22 protein-coding genes are annotated in these 24,109 nt (G+C 58.6%); 15 read left to right on the top strand and 7 right to left on the bottom strand.

The window, feature by feature from the left end; genetic code table 11:
* Window positions 1-74 precede the first annotated feature (74 nt).
* From LG327_RS16855 to LG327_RS16835, 5 genes are all read left to right on the top strand, one after another.
* Window positions 75-1,496, top strand: coding sequence for an MBL fold metallo-hydrolase RNA specificity domain-containing protein (locus LG327_RS16855; RefSeq protein ID WP_404363691.1), 1,422 nt, complete (start codon window positions 75-77; stop codon window positions 1,494-1,496).
* Window positions 1,497-1,847: 351 nt separating this feature from the next.
* The gene (locus tag LG327_RS16850; protein ID WP_404363689.1) at window positions 1,848-2,219 is read left to right on the top strand and encodes a histone-like nucleoid-structuring protein, MvaT/MvaU family; all 372 of its coding nucleotides are present in this window, start codon (window positions 1,848-1,850) and stop codon (window positions 2,217-2,219) included.
* A gap of 138 nt (window positions 2,220-2,357) precedes the next feature.
* On the top strand, window positions 2,358-3,764 hold the full coding sequence (locus tag LG327_RS16845; protein ID WP_404363688.1) for a mannose-1-phosphate guanylyltransferase/mannose-6-phosphate isomerase: 1,407 nt from the start codon (window positions 2,358-2,360) through the stop codon (window positions 3,762-3,764).
* Between the two features lie 131 nt (window positions 3,765-3,895).
* Window positions 3,896-5,245: a hypothetical protein gene (locus LG327_RS16840; protein ID WP_404363686.1), complete on the top strand. Its 1,350-nt coding sequence runs from the start codon at window positions 3,896-3,898 to the stop codon at window positions 5,243-5,245.
* Window positions 5,246-5,276: 31 nt separating this feature from the next.
* Window positions 5,277-5,654, top strand: a complete 378-nt coding sequence (locus LG327_RS16835) for a hypothetical protein (protein WP_404363684.1) — start codon at window positions 5,277-5,279, stop codon at window positions 5,652-5,654.
* A 79-nt stretch (window positions 5,655-5,733) separates the two neighbouring features.
* Here LG327_RS16835 and LG327_RS16830 read toward each other — a convergent pair whose 3' ends face one another.
* Complete coding sequence (locus tag LG327_RS16830; protein WP_404363683.1) at window positions 5,734-6,321, bottom strand: cold-shock protein; 588 nt, start codon at window positions 6,319-6,321, stop codon at window positions 5,734-5,736.
* Between the two features lie 228 nt (window positions 6,322-6,549).
* Here LG327_RS16830 and LG327_RS16825 point away from each other — a divergent pair, with 228 nt between their 5' ends.
* Window positions 6,550-6,768: a SlyX family protein gene (locus tag LG327_RS16825; protein ID WP_404363681.1), complete on the top strand. Its 219-nt coding sequence runs from the start codon at window positions 6,550-6,552 to the stop codon at window positions 6,766-6,768.
* 25 nt (window positions 6,769-6,793) lie between these two features.
* Here LG327_RS16825 and dapE read toward each other — a convergent pair whose 3' ends face one another.
* Entirely contained in the window at window positions 6,794-7,927 is a 1,134-nt protein-coding gene (gene dapE / locus LG327_RS16820; RefSeq protein ID WP_404363679.1) for a succinyl-diaminopimelate desuccinylase, read from the bottom strand.
* Between the two features lie 239 nt (window positions 7,928-8,166).
* Between dapE and LG327_RS16815 the strand changes: the two genes are divergently transcribed.
* On the top strand, window positions 8,167-9,204 hold the full coding sequence (locus tag LG327_RS16815; protein WP_404363677.1) for an IS110 family transposase: 1,038 nt from the start codon (window positions 8,167-8,169) through the stop codon (window positions 9,202-9,204).
* Window positions 9,205-9,510: 306 nt separating this feature from the next.
* On the opposite strand, the gene dapD is transcribed toward LG327_RS16815, so the two are convergent.
* From dapD to map, 5 genes are all read right to left on the bottom strand, one after another.
* On the bottom strand, window positions 9,511-10,539 hold the full coding sequence (gene dapD / locus LG327_RS16810; protein WP_404363675.1) for a 2,3,4,5-tetrahydropyridine-2,6-dicarboxylate N-succinyltransferase: 1,029 nt from the start codon (window positions 10,537-10,539) through the stop codon (window positions 9,511-9,513).
* A 272-nt stretch (window positions 10,540-10,811) separates the two neighbouring features.
* The gene (locus LG327_RS16805; RefSeq protein WP_404363674.1) at window positions 10,812-11,159 is read right to left on the bottom strand and encodes an ArsC family reductase; all 348 of its coding nucleotides are present in this window, start codon (window positions 11,157-11,159) and stop codon (window positions 10,812-10,814) included.
* A 117-nt stretch (window positions 11,160-11,276) separates the two neighbouring features.
* Window positions 11,277-12,473 carry a succinyldiaminopimelate transaminase gene (gene dapC, locus LG327_RS16800; protein ID WP_404363672.1) on the bottom strand — a complete coding sequence of 399 codons (1,197 nt, stop codon included), beginning with the start codon at window positions 12,471-12,473 and terminating at the stop codon, window positions 11,277-11,279.
* Window positions 12,470-15,115, bottom strand: a complete 2,646-nt coding sequence (locus tag LG327_RS16795; protein WP_404363671.1) for a [protein-PII] uridylyltransferase — start codon at window positions 15,113-15,115, stop codon at window positions 12,470-12,472. Before LG327_RS16795 ends, dapC begins: the two co-directional genes overlap by 4 nt.
* A complete protein-coding gene (map, locus tag LG327_RS16790; protein ID WP_404363669.1) occupies window positions 15,116-15,886 on the bottom strand; it encodes a type I methionyl aminopeptidase in 771 nt (256 codons plus the stop codon).
* 284 nt (window positions 15,887-16,170) lie between these two features.
* Here map and rpsB point away from each other — a divergent pair, with 284 nt between their 5' ends.
* The 8 genes from rpsB to rseP all read left to right on the top strand — a co-directional run bounded on the left by rpsB (window position 16,171) and on the right by rseP (window position 24,076).
* Window positions 16,171-16,917 (top strand): 30S ribosomal protein S2, encoded by a 747-nt coding sequence (gene rpsB, locus LG327_RS16785; RefSeq protein WP_404363667.1) that lies wholly within the window; start codon window positions 16,171-16,173, stop codon window positions 16,915-16,917.
* A 227-nt stretch (window positions 16,918-17,144) separates the two neighbouring features.
* The gene (gene tsf / locus LG327_RS16780) at window positions 17,145-18,014 is read left to right on the top strand and encodes a translation elongation factor Ts (protein ID WP_404363666.1); all 870 of its coding nucleotides are present in this window, start codon (window positions 17,145-17,147) and stop codon (window positions 18,012-18,014) included.
* Window positions 18,015-18,278: 264 nt separating this feature from the next.
* On the top strand, window positions 18,279-19,046 hold the full coding sequence (pyrH, locus tag LG327_RS16775) for a UMP kinase (RefSeq protein ID WP_404363665.1): 768 nt from the start codon (window positions 18,279-18,281) through the stop codon (window positions 19,044-19,046).
* Between the two features lie 86 nt (window positions 19,047-19,132).
* Window positions 19,133-19,690, top strand: coding sequence for a ribosome recycling factor (gene frr, locus LG327_RS16770; RefSeq protein ID WP_404363663.1), 558 nt, complete (start codon window positions 19,133-19,135; stop codon window positions 19,688-19,690).
* Window positions 19,691-19,921: 231 nt separating this feature from the next.
* Complete coding sequence (gene uppS, locus LG327_RS16765; protein WP_404369514.1) at window positions 19,922-20,623, top strand: polyprenyl diphosphate synthase; 702 nt, start codon at window positions 19,922-19,924, stop codon at window positions 20,621-20,623.
* Window positions 20,624-20,645: 22 nt separating this feature from the next.
* Window positions 20,646-21,485: a phosphatidate cytidylyltransferase gene (locus tag LG327_RS16760; RefSeq protein ID WP_404363661.1), complete on the top strand. Its 840-nt coding sequence runs from the start codon at window positions 20,646-20,648 to the stop codon at window positions 21,483-21,485.
* Window positions 21,485-22,663 (top strand): 1-deoxy-D-xylulose-5-phosphate reductoisomerase, encoded by a 1,179-nt coding sequence (gene ispC / locus LG327_RS16755; protein ID WP_404363659.1) that lies wholly within the window; start codon window positions 21,485-21,487, stop codon window positions 22,661-22,663. The genes LG327_RS16760 and ispC overlap by 1 nt, the downstream gene beginning before the upstream one ends.
* Window positions 22,664-22,726: 63 nt before the next feature.
* On the top strand, window positions 22,727-24,076 hold the full coding sequence (gene rseP / locus LG327_RS16750) for an RIP metalloprotease RseP (protein ID WP_404363658.1): 1,350 nt from the start codon (window positions 22,727-22,729) through the stop codon (window positions 24,074-24,076).
* Window positions 24,077-24,109 lie beyond the last annotated feature (33 nt).

Here is a 24,109-nt window from a genome sequence, read left to right as displayed (position 1 = left end):
GTGGTTTCCGTGGTAATCCATCATTTGCCACTGCCCTTCACGGCAAGGACCTTTAAAAAACAGGGAAGTTTCAGATGATAGAGATTAAACACCACGGCGCCACCACAGGCGTCACCGGCTCCTGCCACGAACTGGTGGTGGGCGACTCCGGCATTCTCGTGGATTGCGGGCTGTTTCAGGGAGAAGAAGAGGGCAACCGGGCCTCCGCTTCCGACCTTTCCATTGAGTTTCCCATCGATCATATCCGTGCTCTGGTGGTTACCCATGTGCATATCGACCATGTGGGCCGGATTCCCTATCTGCTTGCTGCCGGATTTGAAGGCCCGATCATCTGTTCCGAGCCTTCGGCCATCATGCTTCCGGAGATTCTGGAAGATGCCCTGAAGATCGGCTTCACCCGGGACCGGCAGCTTATCGAGCGGGTGTTGGACCTGCTCCGGTCACGGCTTGTTCCTGTGCCCTACAACCAGTGGCATGAGGTTTTTGATTCGTCTTCCAGTTCCCTCCGCGTACGTCTGCAGCGGGCGGGCCATATTCTCGGGTCGGCCTATGTGGAATGTGATGCCCGCAGCGGCGAAACCCGGGAACGCATCGTTTTCAGTGGCGATCTCGGCGCTCCCCACTCGCCTTTGCTGCCGGACGTTGAGCCACCAGAGGCCTGCGACCGGCTGGTGATTGAAAGCACCTACGGTGACCGGGACCACGAGGATCGTGAAACCCGTCGATTCCGCCTCAAGGCGATCCTGGAAAACGCGCTGGCGGATGGTGGCACGGTGCTGATTCCGGCCTTCAGCATTGGCCGGACGCAGGACCTGCTTTATGAGATTGAAAGCCTGATTGCCGAGTTTGGTAAAGAGGAGATCCCGGCGTCAGTCGATGAGCTGCCTGGTACAGGCGGGCGGAAACTGGTCTGGGAGGATCTGGAGATAGTCGTGGACTCCCCCCTTGCGGCGACGTTCACCGAGATTTACCGCAAGCTCAAGCCTTTCTGGGACGACGAAGCCCTGGACCGGGTTCAGCATGGCCGGCATCCGCTGTCTTTTGAGCAGTTGACGGTCATTGATGACCACCAGGATCACCTGAATGCAGTTGATTACCTGGTGCGCTCCCATCGCCCCTGCGTGGTGCTGGCCGGCTCCGGCATGTGTGCTGGTGGCCGGGTGGTAAACTACCTGAAGGCCATGCTGGGGGACATCCGCAATGATGTTCTGTTTGTGGGTTATCAGGCCCGTGGAACGCCAGGCCGGGACATCCTGACCTGGGGTCCGACGGGTGGCTGGGTGGAGCTTGATGGTGAGCGCTTTGATATTCGCGCCCGGGTGCATCAGGTGGGCGGCTATTCGGCCCATGCCGGGCAGTCTGACCTTGTCCGGTTTGTAAAAGGTATCGCTCCGCCACCCTCGGAAGTGCGAATTGTCCATGGGGATCGTCAGGCCAAGGAAGCGCTGCTGGAGAAGCTGGCAGAACTATCCGGAGGGACTGTTTTTATTCCCTGAGCCAGGTTGAAGCGGCTTTAACTGTCTGAACCATCCGTTACAAACCTCGTAAGCTTTCTGCTCATTTGAGAATTCAGTAACTCCGACTACTTTAAAAGAAATGTAAAATAAAAATGACCAACAGATAAGTCCAGGTTGGCTTTATTTGCATTAATCAATAATAATTGCGATAAAAAAATCGCTGGTTTATTATGATGCGGTCGTATTAAAACCTGGTTAATATATGTTCAGATTCAGATCTGTTGACATGGGTTGCTGATCAACAGCGTTTGACGTTGCCTCTACCTGCGACAGGTTTTATTCAGCGACTAACCAGAATCAATATAGCTACCGAAACAAAGGGTATGATCCATGGCAAAGATTAATGACTATTACCAGAAAAAACAGCTTATGGAAAAGCTCTCTGAAGAACTGCATCAGCTGGAACAGGATAATGTCCTGAAGCGCGAACTGGAGTTTGAAGAAAAGGTTCGCAGCCTGATGAAGGAATATGACAAGTCTCCGAAAGATGTGCTGCAGATTCTCGGCGCTATCGATCCTTCTGTTGTCGGCACCAAGGCAGAAGCCGGCAGCCCCACTGGCCGTCCCAAGCGCCCGCTGAAGACATACAAGAACCCCAATACCGGCGAAGTTGTAAAGACTCGCGGCGGTAACCAGAAGGTTCTGAACGAGTGGCGTGAAAAATACGGCAAGGAAACCGTGCAGAGCTGGCAGCAGGATTAATCGCAAGCCGGAATGATGCACGGACCAGTGTAAAGTACTCTGTACTCCTGAACCGCGAGATTGGCGCAGTAATCACCAGACTGGTAGGTTATGCGTTACCTCGCGGTTTTTGTTTAACGTTTTGACCAGGGATATACCATGCTAGCAGTGATCCTCTCCGGTGGTTCGGGCACAAGATTGTGGCCGTTATCGCGGGAAGCCTATCCGAAACAGTTTCTTCCCGTAATGTCCGGCGATTCTCTGCTGGCGGAGACCATCACCCGTGGTCTGGGGCTGGGAAACGACACCCGGATAATGGCAATTACCAACGAGGAACATCGCTTTGTTGTAGCGGCTCACCTGCAGAGTCAGGCCGCCGGTCACACCGAGGGCATTATTCTTGAGCCGGTAGGGCGAAACACGGCGCCTGCCATTGCGCTTGCAGCGCTTGCTGCTGCTGATAAAAATCCGGAGGAGCTGCTTCTGGTCATGCCTTCGGATCATGTCTTGAGGCAGGATGAGGCCTTCCGCAAGGCGGTGGCAAGGGGCGCCGAAGTTGCACAGGCGGGCAAGCTGGTGACCTTCGGCATAGTTCCGGAATCCCCCCATACCGGCTACGGCTACATCAAGTCGGGAGAGGAGAGAGGCGGCTACCTGGATGTGGCGGCCTTTGTTGAAAAGCCGGATCTGCCGACCGCCGAGAGTTATCTCTCTACTGGTGGGTATTTCTGGAACAGTGGTATTTTCCTGTTCCGGGCGGACCGTTACCTTGAAGAGCTGGAAAGGCACCGTCCGGAAATGCTCGAAGCCTGCCGCGCCGCATGGGCCAACAAACAGGCGGACATGGATTTTGTGCGGGTTGATCGCAAGGCCTTTGAAGCCTGCCCGGATGACTCCATCGACTATGCCGTCATGGAAAAAACCAGTGACGCGGTTGTGGTGCCTCTGGATGCCGGCTGGAGCGATGTAGGCTCCTGGTCCGCGCTCTGGGAGATCCTGCCGCAGGACAGCAATGGCAATGTCTGCCGGGGCGATGTGATTACCGAGGATGTCTCCGGTTCCTATATCCATTCCGAAGGCCGTCTGATTGCGGCGCTTGGTGTCAGTGATCATGTAATTGTCGAGACAGACGACGTGGTGCTGGTGGCGGACCGGTCACGGGTACAGGATGTTAAAATGCTGGTAGCCCAGGTGAAAGCCCAGGGCCGGTCAGAGCACCGCTTCCACAAGAAGGTGCATCGGCCATGGGGCACCTACGAGGGCATTGCCATGGGTGGTCGCTTCCAGGTCAAGCGCATCATGGTTAACCCGGGTGCCCAGCTGTCTCTCCAGAAACATCATCATCGTGCGGAGCACTGGGTGGTGGTGAGGGGCACGGCTATTGTGAACCGGGGGGAGGAAGAGCTGATGCTTACCGAGGATCAGTCCACCTACATTCCGCTGGGCGTGACTCACCGGCTGAAAAACCCGGGGGTGATTCCGCTGGAGCTGATTGAGGTCCAGACCGGCAGTTACCTGGGCGAGGACGATATTGTCAGGTTTGAGGATACCTATAACCGGACCTGAAACCGGGCGACCCGGGAACGGCGCCTCAAAGCAGTGTAATAGCGTTGAACAGTTGAACCGTTAAATAGTTGAATAGTGAACTAAATGGCTCGCCAGGAGGGCGGCCGGCAACAGACTCAAAGGATCTGATCATGGACGATTGGCAGGGATGCCTCACCCCCCGATGCCAGGGCGCACTTCAGCAGGCACGCACCAGCGTGCTGGGCCGGGGCGGCATGGCGATAACCATTGAAGACTTTCTGCTGGCGCTGCTGGACAGCGACCCATCCGTACTCCCGTTTCTGCGAAGTCGTGGCGTCGACCAGGACGAACTGGTCCGGACCATCCAGTGCGAGCAGCCCATTATTTCGGAAGTAAACGGCGAGGGCCTGCTGTCTTCCCAGTTGCAGTACTGGTTCGCCCTGAGCCGGGAGCTGTCGGATGCACCCTGGCTGGACTGGCCTGAGCTGCTCGGCACCCTGGCCGGCGCCGCTGAGCGACTGGCGGGCAAGGCCTATGTGGCGGTTCTGGAACAGGTGACCCACTGGCCGAAAGAAGGCGCCTGCCAGGTCAGCGAGCCTTCTCCCGGGGCCCGGGCAAACCGTCACCCTATTGTGGTGACCGAATCCTCATTCCTGCAACTGGCGGAAGATGTTGCCGTAATCGCGGCGGCACAGCCCCGGGCTCTGCTCTGGCTGAGAGGTCCCCGCGGCTGCGGCAAGACCGCCTGGCTGCAGACTCTGGCCCCGTCTCTTTCCGGTGGTTTCCTGATGCTGGACCTGCGGGGAGAGGCGGAGCTTTCAGGCCTGGAGGCGCCAGTCGTGCGGAACCGCGCGCCCCTCCTGATACTGGACAACACGTCGCCGGCTGATCTGTTGACGCTGATGGCGGACGAGACAGGTATCGCCCGTCACCTGCTGCCTGGTTATTCCGGACCGATTCTGATGCTGAGCCCGCACTGCAGGGGTTCTGCAGTAACCAGACTGGAACAGCAACTGGGGCGGCCAGTCACGCCTCTCAGCATGCCGAGACCGGAAGCCAGCCAGCATTTTGCCATACTGGCGGCCCACCAGCCGGATATTGAACGGCGCTGGGAGGTGGAAATCAGCGAAAGCGCACTGCGTTATGCCGGATCCGTGTCCGGTCTTGCCGGCCTGACGCCGGGAGACTCTTTGCAATGGCTGTCCCGCGCCGCTGCCCGGGTTGCGATGCTTGCTGAGCGTGGTCCACTGGAAGCCCAGCGCCTGGCGGGCGAAGTGGATACACTCCAGCGGCAGCTTCTGGTCGCTATCGCCCGTCACAGGCCGACAGGGGTCCTTGAGGAATCTCTGGAACGCCTGTGCATCGAAAGAGCAGCCGCGGAAGTGTGCTGGCATGAACGGCGGGAGGAGGGTAACCTGCGCCGGGTTCTGATCGACGATCTGAAATACGAGCGGGAAAGATGGCAGCTTCCCGGCGTCCAGTCAGATACTTGCGATGACAGCCTGCTGGCGGCACTATGATTCCGCATCTGAATACCTAAGGAGAATGGCAGTGCAGGATCTGGAAATTTATATTCGCGACCTTGAGCCCGGGCAGCTGAGCAACTGGCTGGAGGTGCACCTGGACAACCTGACGCTGGTTGAGCCCGAAGCAGCCGGGCGGGCGATGAAGGGAGAGGGGCAGTACCGTGGCCAGCCTGTTGTCATAACTGTTTACCAGGGGGCCTTTGGCAAGCGCTATGCCTCGCTGACCCTTGAAGGGGACGAGCTGCCCTGGTCGTCGGACCTGGAGTGTGCCAGAAGCGCCTGGCGTTCCCTTGAGACAGAGATTCGCTGCAGCCCTGGTGACTGGCAGGAAGGGGAGCCGGTGGAAGAGGAAAAGTGGTGGCGGCTCGATGAGCGCGGCGAACACCTGGTGATCTGGAACTGAGCCACTGACTGGATGAAAATACAGACAAAAAAAGACCGACAGGCCTGAAACCTGTCGGTCTTTTTTATTGCAGGACTGATCAGTCGCTCAGGGTGGACACATTATCCGCCTGCAGACCCTTGTCTGCTTCAACCACATCGAAGCGGACCAGCTGGCCCTGGCGCAGAACCCTGCGGCCCCGGCCACGGATGGCACGGAAGTGAACGAAGATCTCGTCGCCGTTCTCACGAACAATGAAACCAAAGCCTTTCTTGACGTTGAACCACTTCACGGTGCCTTCTTCGGCGCCTTCCGGTGTGGAATCATCATAGTCCTCATCTTCGTCTTCTTCGTCATACTGCTCTTCCTGAGGCTGACGTGCCTGACGCTGGGGACGGGGCTTGGGCTGCTTCGGCGCACTGGGACGCTGCTGGGCAGTCTGGCGGGGAGCCAGGGCAACTGTCAGGAAGCCAACAAGGCCGAAAACGATAAACGAAACTATGTAGGCTGCAATGCCCTGGGCGCTGCCCAGAACAAAGGCCGGACTACGGGCTTCTTCGCTGACGCCCGTTTTGGACAGAATCTGGAACACCTCAGGGGTCAGAATAGACAGCAGGGAAGCGAGCACAAATGGGGCGGGAATAGCGATCAGAACCGCCAGAAGAATTACTCTACCTGGATTACGCATTGACGAAAGTCTCTCCATTAATCAACAACAAACAATAAAAACCGGATATCGGGTAATATGGGCGTACAGGTACTGATTGCCCCATAACCGGTCGGTGAAATCCGACGGCGCTAGCTTGCTGAAAGTGCGCTGGCGGACCAAAAGCGGAATGATACCAGATAACGACATTTACTGACCAAGAAACGGGCCAAAAGCTTCGTTTAACAGCTTTCAGATGGACGGCGAGTGATGAACCCAGAAAATATTGAAGCGCGGATGGACGAACTGGAAACCAGGCTCGCATTCCAGGATGACCTGATTGGCGCCCTGAGCGACCAGGTAGCCCGACAGGAAATGGACCTTCGCAAACTCTGGGAGGCCAAGCAGCTCCTCAGGAAGCAGCTGACGGAAATGTCCCCCTCCAACATCAAATCCGAAGCCGATGAGGCTCCGCCGCCCCATTACTGAAGCAACAGGCGACCCTGCTCAAACCTCAGGGAGTGAGCAGCTCCACCAGCATCTCTTCATAGATGGCTGACAGGGTATCCAGGTCTTCCGCCTTCACGCATTCGTCGATCTTGTGGATGGTGGCGTTCAGGGGGCCGAGTTCCAGAACCTGGGCGCCGGTGGGGGCAATGAAGCGTCCGTCGGAGGTGCCGCCAGAGGTGGATAGCTCCGCCTCTCTTCCCGTCACGCCGCGGATCGCCTTGCGGGCAGCTTCCACCAGGGCGCCGTTGGCGGTGAGGAAGGGCTCACCGCTGAGATGCCATTGCAGGTCGTAGCGCAGTTCGCGTCTGTCCAGAATATCGAGAACCCGGGCTTTCAGGCTGTCGGCGGTGTTTTCGGTGCAGTATCGGAAGTTGAAGTGCACCAGCATTTCGCCGGGAATCACATTGCTGCCCGTGCCAGCCTCAACCCGGGTCACCTGAAAGGTGGTGGCCGGGAAAAACTCATTGCCCTGGTCCCATTGCTCTGCGGCCAGTTCGGTCAGTGCCGGGGCTGCCCGGTGCACGGGGTTTTCAGCCAGATGAGGGTAGGCTACATGGCCCTGGATTCCGTGCACGGTCAGGTAGCCGTGGAGGGAGCCCCGCCGGCCGTTCTTGATCACATCTCCCACATGATGGGTACTGGAGGGTTCGCCGATCAGGCACCAGTCCATCTTTTCATTGCGGGCTTCGAGGGCTTCCACCACTTTGACCGTACCACTGTGGGCCGGCCCCTCTTCGTCGCTGGTGATCAGCAGGGCAATGGATCCACGGTGGTCCGGATGGTTGGCCACAAAACGCTCACAGGCGGTAACGAACGCAGCCAGGCTGCCTTTCATGTCCGCTGCCCCCCGGCCAAACAGATAGCCCTCCCTGATGATTGCGTCAAAAGGCGGGTGGGCCCAGTTCTTCTCCGGCCCTGTTGGCACTACATCGGTATGCCCCGCAAAAGCCACAACAGGCCCTTCCGAGCCCCGGCGAGCCCAGAGGTTGTCCACATCGCCGAACTTCATGTTCTCGCCACCAAAACCCAGGGGCGCCAGACGGGACATCATCAGCTCCTGACAGCCGGCGTCATCCGGCGTGACGGAGGGACGGCGGATCAGGTCGATGGCGAGTTCGAGGGTGGGGGAGAGGGTCATCTGGGGTCTCTTTTTTGTTTGGCCGCGGAATCCGCGGAAGAACGCGGAAATAAAGACTGATTTGCCACGAAATCCACGGAATCCACGGAAAAAAGCGAAAGAAAAATAGAAATTATCTTTTTTATTTTTACCTTCCGTGTTCTTCCGAGATGGGATGGTCTCCTCCCCACTCCAAATCGGCGTCGCGATGCGCCAGGATAGATGTTGCTGACACTATCCAACGAGTTAAGGAGGAGACCATGCATCAGAATACCGTGATCGGCATCGACCTGGCAAAAACCTCTTTTGCGGTTATTGAGCTGGGTCGCGGAGGCGATGTAAAGCGCCGGAAAACCTTTCGCCGGGATGGCTTGAAACGGTTCCTGGCGAAGCACGAGCCGGCGACTGTGGCTTTGGAAGCCTGCGGTAGTGCTCATTACTGGGGCCGCTGGCTGGAAGAGCATGGTCACAAACCAGCTCTATTGCCTCCACAGCACGTTAAAGGCTATTTGCGGGGGCAGAAGAACGATTACAACGATGCGCAGGCCATTGCTGAGGCTTGCCTTCACGGTGCGATTCGTCCGGTGATGGTAAAGAGCATCGAGCAACAGGACGATCAGGCATTTCACGCCATCCGCCGGAGTCTCAAGGTCGAGAGCACCCGGCTGGTGAACCAGATGCGTGGTCTTCTGGCGGAGTATGGGCTAACTGTACCGAAGTCTGTCAGTGCTTTTCGCCGACGAGTGCCTGAGTTGCTCGAAGACGCTGAAAACGGTTTAAGCACTCGGTTCCGCATGCTGTTGAACCGGCAGTGGCGTCGACTCCAGGCCTTGCTTGAAGAGCAGGCGTGGTACGACGAGCAACTGCAACAACAGGCCAAAGAAGACGACACCTGCCGTCGGTTGACCGGTATCCCCGGTGTTGGCCCGGTTGTCGCCAGTGCCGTCAAAAGCTGGATGGGCGACGGTCAGCAATTCCGGCGTGGCCGGGATGCTTCAGCAGCGCTGGGTCTGGTGCCGAAACAGTACAGCACTGGTGGTAAGCAGTCGCTGTACGGGATCACCAAGCGAGGCGATGCCTACTTGAGGTCCCTGGTGGTTCATGGCGCTCGCGCCGTGGTGCGAACGGCCAGGAACAGGCAAGACGCCCTGAGCCAGTGGGCTCTGGCGGTGGAAGCCAGGCGAGGTCACAACCGAGCGGTTGTTGCTGTGGCTAACAAGATAATCCGAATGGCCTGGGTCGTTGTGGCCCGCCAGGAACACTACAGGTCAGCAGAGAGCCAAATGGCAGTGGCCTGAAAAACGTAACGTAAACAGAGCAACTAACGTCGCGAATCTATAGAAAAGAACTTTACCCAAGGTTGCGAAGGCAACAGACACATTGATGACATAACAGGTCAAACCGGCGCACCTGAAACCTCTGGAATCCACTGGCTATAAGGCCGCTTCCGTGATTAGGCAGGCGCGCGGCGAATCCTCATCAGGGCCAGAGGCGGCAGAGCCGCCTCGTTAACAGGCCGGATATATGGCAGCAACCTGTCCCTCATCAACGTCTGAGGCCTTGCAAATGGGAGGAGACCATATATGGATTTCGTGGCAAAAAAATCAGTTATTAGCGTGCAGCTCTTCGTTCAGCTCGATCGCGCTCTTGTTGGTCTTGCATTCCACGGCGCCAGTCTGGCTGTTGCGGCGGAAGAGGAGATCCGGCTTGCTGGCCAGGTCCCGGGCTTTGATGACTTCCACCAACTCGTTGTTGTCGTCCAGCAGGGCGACCTTGGTGCCGGAAGTTATGTAGAGTCCGGCTTCTACCGTGCAGCGGTCGCCCAGGGGGATGCCGATGCCGGAGTTGGCGCCGATCAGGCAGTTCTCGCCCACGGAGATGATGATGTTGCCTCCACCGGAGAGGGTGCCCATGGTGGAGCAGCCGCCGCCCAGGTCGGAGCCCTGGCCGATCATGACGCCGGCGGAGATGCGGCCCTCGATCATGCTGGTGCCTTCAGTGCCGGCGTTGAAGTTGATGAAACCTTCATGCATGACAGTGGTGCCTTCGCCCACATAAGCCCCCAGCCGCACCCGGGCGGTGTCGGCAATGCGGATGCCCTTGGGCACGACGTAATCGGTCATCTGGGGAAACTTGTCGACGGATTTTACTTCCAGGAGGCGGCCTTCGATCCGTGCCTTGAGCTGCCGGTCTGGCAGTTCGTTGAGATCGATCGCGCCTTCGTTGGTCCAGGCCAGATTCGGCAGTTTGCCGAAAATGCCATCCAGCTTGAGGCTGTGGGGTTTGACCAGACGGTGAGAGATAAGGTGCAGCTTGAGGTAGACCTCCGGGGTGCTGGAAGCGGTGTCGTCACTTTCAAGCAGGGTGACTACCACGGGCCGTTCACTGGTGGCTGCTCTCACCGCCAGATTGGCCTGGTCGCCAAAGCCGGCCTCACCAAGGCTTTCCGCAAGGGCTTTAAGCTGCTTCGGCGTTGCGGAGATGGCCTGGTTGCCACCGGTATAGTTCACTACATTGCCGGCAACCTCGACCAGCTTCGGACCGGGCATGTAAACCGGGTGCAGATAAAACACTTCCAGCCACTCGCCCTGGTTGTTCTGGGTTCCAATGCCGATACCGAATGCAAAACTCATCTGTTGGTTGCTCCTCTGTGGGACGGGGTCAGATCAGGCTTGATCTGACCCCTGATAAATTTAGCCACGGAATCCACGGAAGGACACGGAAAGAAAAGAAATGATAGCCACGGACGACACGGACTGGCACGGACAAAGGCACCCAAGGGGTCAGATCAGGCTTGATCTGACCCCGGCTTCACGTCTGTGAATGTCCGTGTCGTCCGTGGCTAAATTTTTTTAATCTTTACTTTCCGTGTCCTTCCGTGGATTCCGTGGCAAAAAGTCTTTTTCTACCCTTTCTCCAGCGTCCGCTCCCATTCCCCGGCATTGAAGCCGATCATTACCGAATCACCATGCTCCACCACTGGCCGCTTAATGACGGAGGGGTTTTCAAGCATGATTTCATGGGCGGTTTGGGCGCCAATGGTATCACGAACTGTTTGGGGCAATTTGCGCCAGGTGGTGCCGCGGCGGTTGAGGAGGGCTTCCCAGCCGGCAGCCTCTTCCCACCTGGTCAGCCGTTCGCTGGTCAGGCCATCTTTTTTGAAATCGTGAAATTCATGGGCGATGCCGGCTTCGTCCAGCCATTTTCTGGCCTTTTTGACCGTGTCGCAGTTTTTGATGCCATAGAGTTTCATTGTTTAAAGGCCTCATTTAGTTAGCCACGGCACCCAGGGGGTCAGATCATGCTTGATCTGACCCCCTCCTCCGTGAATGTCCGTGGCCAATGACCCCCGCCTCACGTCCGTGGCCAATCAGTAGTTTTTGAGAAACTGAACAATCCGTCCCGCGGCTTCCACGCATTCTTCCAGGGGCGCCACCAGCGCCATCCGCACGCGGTTTTCACCCGGGTTGTAGCCGTCCACGGTGCGGGACAGGTATCGGCCGGGTAGTACGTGAACGTTCTGCCGGGCAGAGAGTTCCAGGGCGAAGGTTTCATCGCTCATGGAGGTCCTGGGCCAGAGGTAGAAACCGGCGTCAGGGAAGTCCACATCCATGACCTGGCGCAGGATGGGGACCACGGCCTCGAACTTGTCCCGGTAGGCGGTCCGGTTTTCCCGGACGTGGGCTTCGTCCCGCCAGGCGGCAATGCTCGCCAGCTGGTGCTGGATGGGCATGGCAGAGCCATGGTAGGTGCGGTAGCGCAGGTAGTCCGTGAGGAGGCTGGCGTCGCCCGCCGCGAAACCCGAGCGCAGTCCCGGCAGGTTGCTGCGCTTGGACAGGCTGTGGAACACCACGCACCTTGCGTAATCGTCACGGCCAATGGCGGCGCAGGTCTGGAGCAGGCCCTCCGGCGGGGCGGCTTCGTCCGGGTAGAGTTCGGAGTAGCACTCGTCGGAGGCAATGATGAAGTCGTGGCGGTCCGCCAGTTCGATCACCTGGGCGAGGGTTTCCCGGGGAATCACGGCGCCACTCGGGTTGCCAGGGGAGCACAGAAACAGAATCTGGCAGTTCTTCCAGACTTCCGCCGGCACAGCCGCGAAATCAGGAATGAAGCCGTTGTCTGCATCACAGGCCAGATAGTGGGGCGTGGCGCCGGCCAGCAGGGCCGCGCCCTCGTAGATCTGGTAGAAAGGGTTGGGGCTGACCACGGTCGCCGGCCTGGTGCTGTCCACCACCGACTGTACCAGGGAAAAAATGCCTTCCCTGGTGCCATTGACCGGCACGATATGACGCTCGGCCGACAGGGTTCCCGCCTTGAGATGGAAGCGCCGGGTAGCCCAGGCTGAAATGGCTTCCCGCAGTTCGTCCGTGCCCCGGGTGGTGGGGTAGTTGGACAGGCGCTCCAGGTTATCGGTGATCACCTGTTGCACAAACGCCGGGGCCGCATGTTTGGGTTCGCCTATGGAAAGGGCGATCGAACTGAGGTCTTTTGGCGGCGTGATACCTGCTTTCAGCTGGGTGAGCTTTTCAAAAGGGTAGGGGTGGAGCCGGGAAAGATTGGGGTTCATTGGGTGTCATCCAGCATGGTGCGTAGGTCTTCCTGGAGTGCTTCGCAGACGTGTGGGTCACTCAGGGGCTCGCCCTGCTCATCCGTGATGAAGAAGACGTCCTCCACCCGTTCCCCCAGAGTCGCGATTTTCGCTGTGGTCAGCCGTACCCTGTGTTCCAGCAGAACCTGGCCGACCCGGGCGAGCAGGCCTGGCCGGTCGGGGGTGATGACTTCCATTACCGTGCGCTGGTTGACCGTGTCATTGGAGAAGGTCACCTCGGTGGGGAAGGCAAAATGTTTGAGCTGACGGGGCGTGCGGCGGTGAATGATGGCCGGATAGTCTTCCGGGTCGTCCAGTTCTTCAATCAGTCGCGCGCGTACCCGTTCCTTGCGGGCCGGGTCCTTGCCCAGGGGCTGGCCTTTTTCGTCCAGTACCACGTAGGCACTGATGGAGTATGGGCCGGCACTGGCGCTTATGCGGGCGTCAACGATGTTGAGGTTCAGCTGTTCCAGCACGGCGGTGGTGGCGGCAAAGAGCGCCACCCGGTCTGTCACGTAGATGATGATCTGGGTGTAACCGTCCGTGGGGCCGCCCCTGGTATCCCTGATCAGAACCAGCGGGTCCGGGTTGTCCCCGTGACGGATGATGGCCGCTGTCTGCCAGGCAATGTCCACGGTTGAATCCTGCAGGAAGTATTCCTCGTCCAGGGTTTCCCATACCCGGTCGATCTGCTCATCGCTCATGTTCTGGGCGTGGAGAATCTCCCTGGCTTCTGACTGGGTGGCCCGCACCCAGTCCCTGCGGTCAATGGGATTTTCCGTCCCCCGCCGCAGGGCCCGGCGGGATTCAATGTACAGCTGCCTCAGGAGCGAGGCGCGCCAGGTGTTCCAGAGCTTCGGGTTGGTGGCGCTGATGTCGCAGACAGTCATCACGTAGAGATAATCCAGATGCACCTGGCTGGGCACGGACCTGGCGAAATCATGAATGATGTCCGGGTCGGAAATATCCTTGCGCTGTGCGGTCATGGACATCAGCAGATGGTTTTCCACCAGCCAGGACACAAGTTTGGTGTCGCGCTCGCTCAGATGATGATTTTTGCAGAATGCCTCCGCATCCACTGCGCCCAGTTCCGAGTGGTCGCCGCCCCGGCCCTTCGCGATGTCATGATAGAGCCCCGCGATGTAAAGCACTTCCAGTTTTGGCAGGCGGTGAATGAGTCGGGAGGCCAGAGGGTATTCCGTGCGGGCGTCAGGGGTACTCATCCGCACCATGTTGCGTATGACCCGCATGGTGTGGGCATCCACTGTGTAGATGTGGAACAGGTCGTGCTGCATCTGCCCGATGATGTCGCCGAATTCCGGCAGATAACGGCCCAGAACGCTGTACTTTTTCATCTGGGCGAGGGTCTGGTCCAGCTCGTGGGGTGTTCTGAGCAGTTCCATGAACAGGGAGGTAACGGCCAGGTCGCGCCGGAAGGCATCATCTATAAGGTGCCGATGGGCACGGAGCGAGCGGATGGTGGTTGCGCGGATACCCTTGATCTCCGGGTGCTGGGCCAGCAGCACGAAGATTTCCATGATGGCATAGGGAGCATAGGCAAATACCTGATTATTGACCGCTTCTATATACTGGTTGCGGGTCTGGAAACGCTTGTTGAGAGGGCGGATCTCTTCCTTTTTTTCGCTTTCCAGGATGGCCTCGTCGTAAAACTGCAGGATGACATCAGTCAGCTCCGCCAGGGCCAGCACGGTGCGGTAGTAAGCCTGCATCATGAGTTCCACACCCAGACGTTTGCCCTCATCCCGGTAGCCCAGCATGCTCGCCAGGGCCCGCTGGTGATCAAACAGCAGCCGGTTTTCGTTGCGTTCGGCAATCAGCTGAAGACCATAGCGCAGGCGCCAGAGAAAGGTCTCCCCCTGCAGCAGAATCTGATATTCCTCTTCCGTGAGGATGCTGAAACGGGTCAGGTCAGCGATGCTCTGCAGGCCGAAATGCCGTTTGGTAATCCAGCCAATGTTCTGTATGTCTCTCAGGGCACCCGGGGAGCCTTTTACGTTGGGTTCCAGGTTGTATTCCGTGTCGCCGTATTTCTGGTGGCGCTTTTTCTGTTCCGCCCGCTTGGCAATGAAATAATCCCGGTCGGAGCTGACATCGTCCGAATAGACAGCTTCGCTCAGCTCGGCTCTCAGGTCATCCGGGCCGGCGATGGTGCGGGTTTCGAGCAGGTTGGTGAGGATGGTGATGTCTTCGCTTGCGGCTTCCCGGCTCTGGCTGATGCTGCGGACACTGTGGCCTATGTCCAGCCGGAGATCCCAGAGCAGGGTGACAAAGCCACCCAGGTCCTCTTCCCAGGCCTGGTGAACGCCTTCCCGGGTGAGAATCAGCAGGTCTATGTCGGAATGGGGGTGGAGTTCGCCCCGGCCATACCCGCCCACCGCCACCAGGGCTATATCCGGAGATTCAGAGAAAGGGTAGCGGTTCCAGATCAGTTGCAGGACTCTGTCGACGGTTTCGGCCCTTGAGTGGACAAGCTCCCGGACGTCCGCCCCCTTCCTGAAGGCCTCGGCATCTGCCGCATAGCTCTCCTGCAACATCTGGCGGGCAGGAGCGACCGGCGAGGGGTCGTGACTGATGCGGGACTCCAGCGTGGCGGCGGTCACTTAAAGGTTCTCTTCTTTCCGTCTGGTCAGAACCTCGTGTCCATCCGCCGTGACCAGTATGGTGTGCTCCCACTGGGCGCTCAGCTTGTGGTCCTTGGTGACCACGGTCCATTCGTCCGGCAGCAGCTTGCAGTCCTTTTTGCCCTGATTGATCATCGGCTCGATGGTGAAGGTCATGCCTTCCTTCAGTTCCAGGCCGGTGCCCGGCTTGCCGTAATGCATGACCTGGGGCTCTTCATGAAAGACCCGGCCAATGCCGTGGCCGCAGTATTCCCGTACGACCGAGTAACGGTTTTTCTCGGCATGCTGCTGGATAACATGGCCAATATCCCCGAGCCTGGCGCCAGGCTTAACCAGCTCGATACCTTTATAGAGGCATTCCTGGGTGACCCGCACCAGCCGATCCGCGGCCACTTTTGGCTCACCGACGAAGAACATCTTGCTGGTATCTCCGTGGTATTCATCCTTGATGACGGTGATATCGATATTGACGATGTCCCCGCTCTTCAGGACCTTCTTTTCCGACGGAATGCCGTGACAGATCACATGGTTGACTGACGTGCAGATGGATTTGGGAAAGCCCTTGTAATTCAGGGGCGCCGGAATCGCCTTCTGAACGTTCACTATGTAGTCATGGCAGATGCTGTCCAGTTCCTGGGTGGTGACCCCCGGCTTGACATGCTCACCGATCATCTCAAGGACTTCGGCGGCCAGGCGGCCGGCGACGCGCATCTTCTCTATCTCTTCCGGGGTTTTGATGGATACCTGCATTGGGATTCCCGTTGGCTTGAATCAATCGCCCATTTTAGGGGCCGGGGGGAGCGGGTACAAGCTGGAACGCTGTTCCTCTGGCCAGCAAGAGGCAGAAGAGGACATTTATGCTGGCGTCAAAACCCGGTTTTATGGTATAAACGCGCCCGCCGAGCTGTGATCTTCCGGTCACACTCAGGCAAATTCGCACACGCGTCGACACGTTGTCCCAGGGTGCCTGTTCAGACAGGTTGGGGCAATTGGACGTGTGGAGGACTAACCCGAAGCTAAAAAAGGTAATTATCATGGCTCAGGTAAATATGCGTGACCTGCTCAAGGCAGGTGCTCACTTCGGTCACCAGACCCGTTACTGGAACCCGAAAATGTCGAAGTACATCTTCGGCGCCCGCAACAAGATTCATATCATCAACCTTGAACAGACAGTTCCTGCGTTCAACGAAGCCCTGAACTTTGTTCAGAAGCTGGCAGAGAACAAGAACAAGGTTCTGTTTGTCGGCACCAAGCGTGCAGCGGCCAAAACCATCAAGGAAGAAGCCGAGCGCGCCGGTCAGCCTTTTGTTAACCACCGCTGGCTGGGTGGCATGCTGACAAACTACAAGACAATCCGTCAGTCGATCCGTCGTTACCGGGAGCTGGAAACCCAGAGCCAGGACGGCACCTTCGACAAGCTGACCAAGAAAGAAGCCCTTGAGCGTACCCGCGAGATGGACAAGCTTGAGCGCAGCATCGGCGGTATCAAGGACATGGGCGGCCTGCCCGATGCCCTGTTTGTTATCGATGTTGACCACGAGCGTATTGCTATCAAGGAAGCCAACAAGCTGGGCATCCCTGTTATTGGCATCGTTGATACCAACAGCGATCCGGACGGTGTGGATTACGTTATTCCGGGCAACGACGACGCCATTCGCGCAATTCAGATTTACGTGAATGCTGTTGCCGATACCTGCATCGAAGCCTCCACTGCCGGTGCTGGTGCTGACGAGTTTGTTGAAGTCAGCGAAAATGCCGAAGGCGCACCGGCGGCCGAGTAATCTGCCTGTGTGTAATCTGCTTGTGCCTTCCAGACGTTCAGATGCCCTGAATCAGGGTTTTTGACGGGAGGCGGAAAGGGGACTGCGGAGTTGCTTCCGGTCCCCGTTTCTTTAAGCAGAATCTGATAGTCCGGCATTGAGGCCTGGTGCCTCGCCCAATGATTAAATACTGTGACCGCCAAGGGCGGGCACAGATTCCTGGATTCGTGAAATGAGAGGAATTGAACATGGCTGCAATTACCGCTGCAATGGTCAAGGAACTGCGTGACCGTACCGGTCTTGGCATGATGGAGTGCAAGAAGGCACTGGTTGAAGCTGGTGGCGATGTTGACGCTGCAATCGAAGAAATGCGCAAGTCTTCCGGCCTGAAAGCCGCCAAAAAAGCCGGTCGTACTGCGGCTGAAGGCGTGTCCCTGGTCAAGGTATCCGATGACCACACCCGTGCTTTCATTCTGGAGGTTAACTCCGAGACTGATTTCGTCGCCCGCGATGAGAACTTCCTGAACTTCGCCCGCGAAGTGCTGGACGTGGCGTTCAAAAACGACGAAACCGATGTTGCAAAGCTGATGGCGGGCGAGCTGGAAGGCAAGCGTGAAGCTCTGGTCCAGAAGATCGGTGAAAACATCTCCGTGCGGCGCCTGCTGCGCGTTGAAGGTCCGGTTGTGGATGGCTATGTCCACAGCACCAACAAGATTGCTGCCGTTGTTGCCCTGACTGGCGGCACTCCGGAAGTTGCCCGGGATGTGGCGATGCACGTTGCTGCCGTCAATCCCCGTGTTGGCAAGACCGAAGACATGCCGGCCGAAGAAGTGGAAAAAGAGAAGGATATCATCCGCTCCCAGCCTGATATGGAAGGCAAGCCGGCTGAAATCGTTGAGAAGATGACCACGGGTCGCATCAACAAGTTTCTCAAGGAAAACAGTCTGGTTGAGCAGCCCTTCGTCAAGAACCCGGACCAGACCGTTGGCGCCCTGATCAAGGACGCAGGCGGAGAACTGGCTGGTTTCATCCGGCTTGAAGTCGGTGAAGGTATCGAGCGGGAAGAAGTGGATTTTGCTGCTGAAGTGGCTGCCGCTGCTGGCACTGGCAAGTCCTGATCCTGCTGTAAAAGCGGCATCCGGGTCAGCTGTCAGGATTCTGACAGGCCCGGGTGACCGTTATCAGGTCCGCCACGTTGGCCGGTGCGTCCGGCCCTCGTGGCTGGTCTGTATCTGAGATACCCTCTTTTTTGTACGTGCCGGGGCGGGCAGGTGCAGGGGGCATGTCAGATACGGGCCGGGCCGCCGGCGAGCACATCCCCGGCTGGTCAGCCTACTGAACCATCGTCCTGATGGACACTGTGAAGAAGGGGACACACCGCTATGCCTAAGCCAGCCAGTACCCAGCCGAGATACAAGCGCGTTCTGCTCAAACTCAGTGGTGAAGCCCTCATGGGGGAGCACGATTTCGGGATTGACCCCAAGGTGCTTGATCGCATGGCACTGGAAATCGGCGCGCTGATCGGCATTGGTATTCAGGTTGGCCTTGTCATCGGGGGTGGCAATCTGTTCCGGGGCGCGGCCCTGAATGCAGCCGGCATGGACCGGGTGACCGGTGACCACATGGGCATGCTGGCTACCGTCATGAACGGTCTTGCCATGCGGGATGCCCTCGAGCGTTCCAACATCCGGACCCGCGTCATGTCCGCCATTCCCATGAGCGGTGTGGTGGAGCACTACGACCGTCGCCGCGCCCTGCGGGATCTGAAGGATGGCGATGTGGTCATCTTCTGCGCCGGTACGGGCAATCCTTTCTTTACCACGGATTCCGCAGCCTGTCTGCGCGGTATTGAGATCGAGGCGGATGTGGTGCTGAAGGCCACCAAGGTGGACGGTGTATATTCCGCCGATCCGGTGCTTGATCCCACGGCTGAGAAGTACGAGCGTCTGACTTACGATGAAGTGCTTGATAAAAAACTGGGCGTGATGGATCTCACCGCTATCTGCCTGTGTCGCGACCAGGGCATGCCGGTGCGGGTTTTCAACATGAACAAGGCTGGCGTGCTTACCCGTATCGTTACCGGGGAGAATGAAGGTACCCTTATCGAAGCAGACGGCGCTTCCGGCCTGGAAGATATGGCAACAGTCTGAGGTTGACAGCGGCCACGAGTACATCTGGCCTGAACAGAACAGGGGGTCTGAAGAGGACGCCCGGACCATGAATTGAGGATAATCACGTGATTAACGAAATCAAATCTGACGCTGAAAAGCGCATGAAAAAGAGCATTGAAGCCCTCAGCTCGGCTTTCAACAAGATTCGTACGGGCCGGGCGCATCCGTCCATCCTGGACAGTGTTACAGTAAATTATTACGGTCAGGAGACGCCTCTCAAGCAGGTGGCCAGCATCAACGTGGAAGACAACCGCACACTGGCTGTCTCGCCCTACGAAAAGAGCATGATGCCGACCATCGAAAAGGCGATCATGGCCTCGGATCTGGGGCTCAACCCCTCCACCAGTGGTGACCTGATCCGTCTGCCCATGCCCATGCTGACGGAAGAAACCCGTCGCACTATGGTCAAACAGGCGCGGGCAGACGCCGAACATGCGCGGGTTTCGGTACGAAATGCCCGCCGGGATGCAAATGCGGACCTCAAGGAACTGCTGAAGGAAAAGGAAGTCAGCGAAGACGAAGAGCGCCGGGGCCAGGATGAAGTCCAGAAGCTGACCGACCGCTACATTGCCGAAATCGACAAGATGCTCAAATCCAAAGAAGAAGACCTGATGGAGGTCTGACCCTCCTGAGCGCAGCTTCTTAACAGTCAATCAGCCGAACGACACAGAGCGTCTGGCTGATCAGGGGATTGCATGACGGAAAGTGTATCTGCCGGGAGGCCGGGTAACGGTCTGCCGGCTGCCGGGGTCTCTGGTACGGTGTCGTCGGGACCGGGAGCGCCTGGCAGAGGCACGCCCGCAGCCGGTGTGCCCGTCACTGCGGGGGACAGCCCCAGGCATGTGGCCATCATCATGGATGGCAACAACCGGTGGGCCAAGGCTCGCCGGTTAACCGGTGTGGCCGGACACAAGGCCGGAGTGAACGCGGTAAGAGCAGTGGTCGAGACCTGCGCCCGCGAAGGGGTTGAAGTGCTGACGCTGTTTGCTTTTTCCAGCGAGAACTGGCGCCGCCCCCAGGAGGAAGTGTCCGCCCTGATGCGCCTGTTTCTGTTTGCCCTTGAGCGTGAAGTCAAAAAGCTGCATCGTAACAACATCCGTTTGCGGATCATTGGCGACCGCTCCGCGTTCAGTACTGTACTGCAGGAGCACATGGAGCGCGCCGAGGCACTCACCAGGGACAACACCCTGATGACCCTTGTTATTGCGGCCAACTATGGGGGGCGCTGGGATATTACACAGGCCACCCGGCAGGTTGCGGGTCTCGTGCAGGCCGGGAAGCTGGAGCCTGCAGACATCAATGATGAAACCATTGGCCGGTATCTGTCGATCGGGGACCTGCCCATGCCGGACCTGATGATCCGGACTGCCGGTGAGCAGCGCATCAGCAATTTCATACTCTGGCACCTGGCCTATACGGAACTGTATTTTTCTGAGGTGTACTGGCCGGATTTCCGTGCTGCACAGATGCGTGAAGCCCTCCAGGCCTATGCCGGCCGGCAGCGACGCTTTGGCCAGACCGATGATCAGATTGCCGGTCGCGCCGTTCCAAAATAACGACAACAGAGCGAACAGTCCCGTGCTCAAGACCCGGATCATCACAGCACTGATTCTTGCACCCATCGCGGTGTTCGGTATTTTCTTCCTGCCGCCACTGGGGTTCGCACTGTTTACCGGTGCGATCATAACCATTGGTGCCTGGGAATGGGCCAATATGGCCGGGCTCACAGGCCAGCCACAGCGCGTCGGTTATGCCGCAGCCATGGCCCTGGTGCTTTATCTTCTGTGGCACGCGCACTCGGGGGTCGTCCTCTGGCTGGCCTTCGCGTGGTGGGTGGCGTGTTTCTTTCTGGTTCGGGCCTATCCATCTGCGGCGGCCTACTGGAAACCGGCGCCCGTGCGTTGTGCGCTGGGCGTTCTGGTGCTGGTGCCGGCCTGGGTGGGGCTCAATCACCTTCGTACCGGCACCGTGGACTTCGGTGAGGTGAGCAACAGCCTGCTGCTGATTCTCTACGTCTTCTTTATTGTCTGGGTGGCGGATATCGGCGCCTATTTTGCCGGGCGCGCCTTTGGCAAGTCCAAGCTTGCCCCCAGGGTCAGCCCCGGCAAGTCCTGGGCGGGCGTGTGGGGTGGTCTGGCCGCGGTGACGCTGCTGGCACTGATTACGAGCTACCTGGTCACGGCCAGTGGTTTCGAAACCCTCCTGCTGGTAATCGCGAGCCTGATCACGGGGCTGTTTTCCGTGCTTGGCGACCTGCTGGAAAGCATGTTCAAACGCGCACGGGGCATCAAGGACAGCAGCCAGCTGCTGCCGGGCCATGGCGGCATCATGGACCGTATTGACAGCCTTACCGCAGCAATACCCCTGTTTGCGCTTCTGGTTACCCAGCTTGGCTGGCTTCGGGCAGGTGTGGGCTAATGCGCCAGGTCACGATTCTGGGAGCGACCGGTTCCATAGGTCTCAGTACCCTGGATGTGATCCGGCGTCACCCGGACCGTTTTGCGATTTACGCCCTCACGGCCAATAGTCGCGATGAAGACATGGCGCGGTTGTGTCTTGAGTTTCGCCCCAGGTTCGCGGTGATGGCGGATCATGACGCCGCTACCCGTCTGCAGGCGGCGCTGGCGGGCCGGGCTGAAACCCGCGTGCTGGCCGGCGAGGACGGTCTCTGCGAGGTGGCTGCGGCACCTGAGGCGGATACAGTCATGGCTGCCATTGTGGGCGGCGCAGGCCTGCCCCCAACCCTGGCCGCCGTGCGTGCCGGCAAACGGGTACTGCTTGCCAACAAGGAAGCGCTCGTGATGTCCGGCAGGCTGTTCATGGACGCGGTAGCCAGCTCCGGTGCGGAACTGCTGCCGATTGACAGCGAGCACAACGCCATTTTTCAGTGTCTGCCGCCGTCCCGGGTGCGAAACCTGAACGGGGATGGCGTTCGCCGCATACTGCTGACGGCCTCCGGGGGCCCCTTTCGCACCCATAGTGCAGCTGCATTGCGGGAGGTGTCACCGGCAGAAGCCTGTGCCCATCCAAACTGGTCAATGGGTCAGAAGATCTCCGTTGATTCGGCCACACTGATGAACAAGGGCCTTGAGATGATCGAGGCCTGCTGGCTGTTCAACGCGCGGCCGGATCAGATTGAAGTGCATGTGCACCCTGAAAGCATCATCCATTCCATGGTTGAATATGTGGATGGCTCAGTGCTGGCCCAGCTGGGTAGCCCGGACATGCGAACGCCCATTGCCAACGGCCTTGCCTGGCCTGAGCGTATTGAATCCGGGGTGGCGCCGCTGGACCTTTTTGCTCTGGGTCGCTTCCACTTCGAACGGCCGGATCTTGAGCGGTTTCCGTGCCTCAGGCTGGCGGCGGAAGCCTTCCGGGCTGGTGGTACGGCTCCAGCGCTACTCAACGCAGCCAATGAAGTAGCGGTGGCAGCATTCCTTGGCGGGAAGCTGGGTTTTTCCGATATACCCCTTATCATAGAGCGCACCCTGTCAGCCATGACAGTCAGGGACGCGGACAGTTTTGACACCATTTTCGCAGAGGACATGGCAGCCCGCCGAATGGCGGCGGAACAGATTGAGCGCGCCCTTGTCTGACAGGACCGGCCAGCACGATCATTCACAGGCGCCATTTGGCTACACCATGCGGGCAAAAGTTACATGCAGATAGCACAGACAGTACTGGCACTAATCGTGACCCTGGGTATTCTGGTCACCATTCATGAGTTCGGGCACTTCTGGGTGGCGCGTCGTTGCGGGGTCAGGGTGCTGCGTTTTTCCGTGGGCTTTGGCAAACCCATCTGGTCCCGCTACGATCGCCATGGCACCGAGTTCGCGATAGCTGCCATCCCCCTGGGCGGCTATGTCAAGATGCTGGATGAAAGGGAAGGCCCGGTGCCCGAAGACCAGCTGCACGAGGCCTTCAACACCAAGTCGCCGGGCAAGCGTATAGCCATCGCCGCAGCCGGTCCTGCAGCGAATTTTCTGTTTGCGATTTTTGCGTACTGGATCCTGAGCGTCGTGGGGTTTACCGCGCTCGCGCCTGTGGTGGGACAGGTGGATCCGGACTCCATTGCCGAACGCATGGGACTCACGGAAGGCATGGAGATCCACCAGGTGGATGGCCGGCCGGTCACCTCCTGGCGTGACATAAACATGAGGTTGCTGGAGCGCGCGGGCGAGCAGGGGCAGATGTCCGTGGAGGTGAAGAAAGACGACCGCAGTCGCACTCTCACCGCAAATCTGGGAGGCTGGCGCCTCAGTGAGGAAGAACCGAATCCGATAGCGGAATTTGGCGTGCAGCCCTGGCGGCCGGAAGTGCCGGCGGTACTGGACCGGGTGGAGGCCGGCAGTCCTGCCGACGAGGCTGGCCTGCAGTCTGGAGACAGGATTCTGGAGGTGAATGGCGAGCCGGTGGACAACTGGTTTGCCCTGGTGGAGCGGATTCAGGCGGCTCCCGGGGAGCAGCTTACCCTGACTGTGAAGCGGGACGGTGATACTCTCCGGGTTCCGGTCACGCCTGCGGCTGTGGGAGATGAATCCGGCAGGCAGATCGGCCGGGTAGGCGCCGGCGTGGAGCCGGTAACTTACCCCGAGGAGTTGCGCCGACAGGTCCAGTATGGTCCTCTGGCTGCGATTCCCCAGGCTGTATCGGAGACCTGGGGCGATACCCGGCTCACTCTGGTTGCCATCCAGAAAATGATTACCGGCCTGCTGTCGCCCACCAACCTCAGTGGCCCCATTACCATTGCCCGGGTGGCAGAGGCGAGCGTCAGCTCCGGCTATGAGGATTTTCTGCGGTTCCTGGCTTACCTGAGCGTCAGTCTCGGGGTGCTGAACCTGCTGCCGGTGCCGGTTCTGGACGGCGGCCATATTGTCTTTTACAGCATTGAGGCAATTCGCCGTAAGCCGCTTTCCGAGCAGGTCCAGGGGCTCTGGTTACAGATTGGTATGCTAATGATTTTGATATTAATGGTGTTTGCACTTTACAACGACCTGATGCGGTTGTGAGAATTGCCACCTCCTTACTCGCGTGAACAGGCG

Source organism: Marinobacter sp. (genome assembly GCF_044799475.1).
In the GTDB taxonomy this organism is placed as follows: domain Bacteria; phylum Pseudomonadota; class Gammaproteobacteria; order Pseudomonadales; family Oleiphilaceae; genus Marinobacter.
The sequence above is the reverse complement of the archived record's forward strand: the minus strand, read 5'-3'. Positions and strand labels throughout refer to the sequence as shown.

Excerpts from the sequence above, each read along its gene's own strand:
- LG327_RS16855 (WP_404363691.1), top strand. The coding sequence starts at position 75 with ATGATAGAGATTAAACACCACGGCGCCACCACAGGCGTCACCGGCTCC.
- LG327_RS16850 (WP_404363689.1), top strand. The coding sequence starts at position 1,848 with ATGGCAAAGATTAATGACTATTACCAGAAAAAACAGCTTATGGAAAAG.
- LG327_RS16845 (WP_404363688.1), top strand. The coding sequence starts at position 2,358 with ATGCTAGCAGTGATCCTCTCCGGTGGTTCGGGCACAAGATTGTGGCCG.
- LG327_RS16840 (WP_404363686.1), top strand. The coding sequence starts at position 3,896 with ATGGACGATTGGCAGGGATGCCTCACCCCCCGATGCCAGGGCGCACTT.
- LG327_RS16830 (WP_404363683.1), bottom strand. The coding sequence starts at position 6,321 with ATGCGTAATCCAGGTAGAGTAATTCTTCTGGCGGTTCTGATCGCTATT.
- LG327_RS16825 (WP_404363681.1), top strand. The coding sequence starts at position 6,550 with ATGAACCCAGAAAATATTGAAGCGCGGATGGACGAACTGGAAACCAGG.
- dapE (WP_404363679.1), bottom strand. The coding sequence starts at position 7,927 with ATGACCCTCTCCCCCACCCTCGAACTCGCCATCGACCTGATCCGCCGT.
- LG327_RS16815 (WP_404363677.1), top strand. The coding sequence starts at position 8,167 with ATGCATCAGAATACCGTGATCGGCATCGACCTGGCAAAAACCTCTTTT.
- dapD (WP_404363675.1), bottom strand. The coding sequence starts at position 10,539 with ATGAGTTTTGCATTCGGTATCGGCATTGGAACCCAGAACAACCAGGGC.
- LG327_RS16805 (WP_404363674.1), bottom strand. The coding sequence starts at position 11,159 with ATGAAACTCTATGGCATCAAAAACTGCGACACGGTCAAAAAGGCCAGA.
- dapC (WP_404363672.1), bottom strand. The coding sequence starts at position 12,473 with ATGAACCCCAATCTTTCCCGGCTCCACCCCTACCCTTTTGAAAAGCTC.
- map (WP_404363669.1), bottom strand. The coding sequence starts at position 15,886 with ATGCAGGTATCCATCAAAACCCCGGAAGAGATAGAGAAGATGCGCGTC.
- rpsB (WP_404363667.1), top strand. The coding sequence starts at position 16,171 with ATGGCTCAGGTAAATATGCGTGACCTGCTCAAGGCAGGTGCTCACTTC.
- tsf (WP_404363666.1), top strand. The coding sequence starts at position 17,145 with ATGGCTGCAATTACCGCTGCAATGGTCAAGGAACTGCGTGACCGTACC.
- pyrH (WP_404363665.1), top strand. The coding sequence starts at position 18,279 with ATGCCTAAGCCAGCCAGTACCCAGCCGAGATACAAGCGCGTTCTGCTC.
- uppS (WP_404369514.1), top strand. The coding sequence starts at position 19,922 with ATGGATGGCAACAACCGGTGGGCCAAGGCTCGCCGGTTAACCGGTGTG.
- ispC (WP_404363659.1), top strand. The coding sequence starts at position 21,485 with ATGCGCCAGGTCACGATTCTGGGAGCGACCGGTTCCATAGGTCTCAGT.
- rseP (WP_404363658.1), top strand. The coding sequence starts at position 22,727 with ATGCAGATAGCACAGACAGTACTGGCACTAATCGTGACCCTGGGTATT.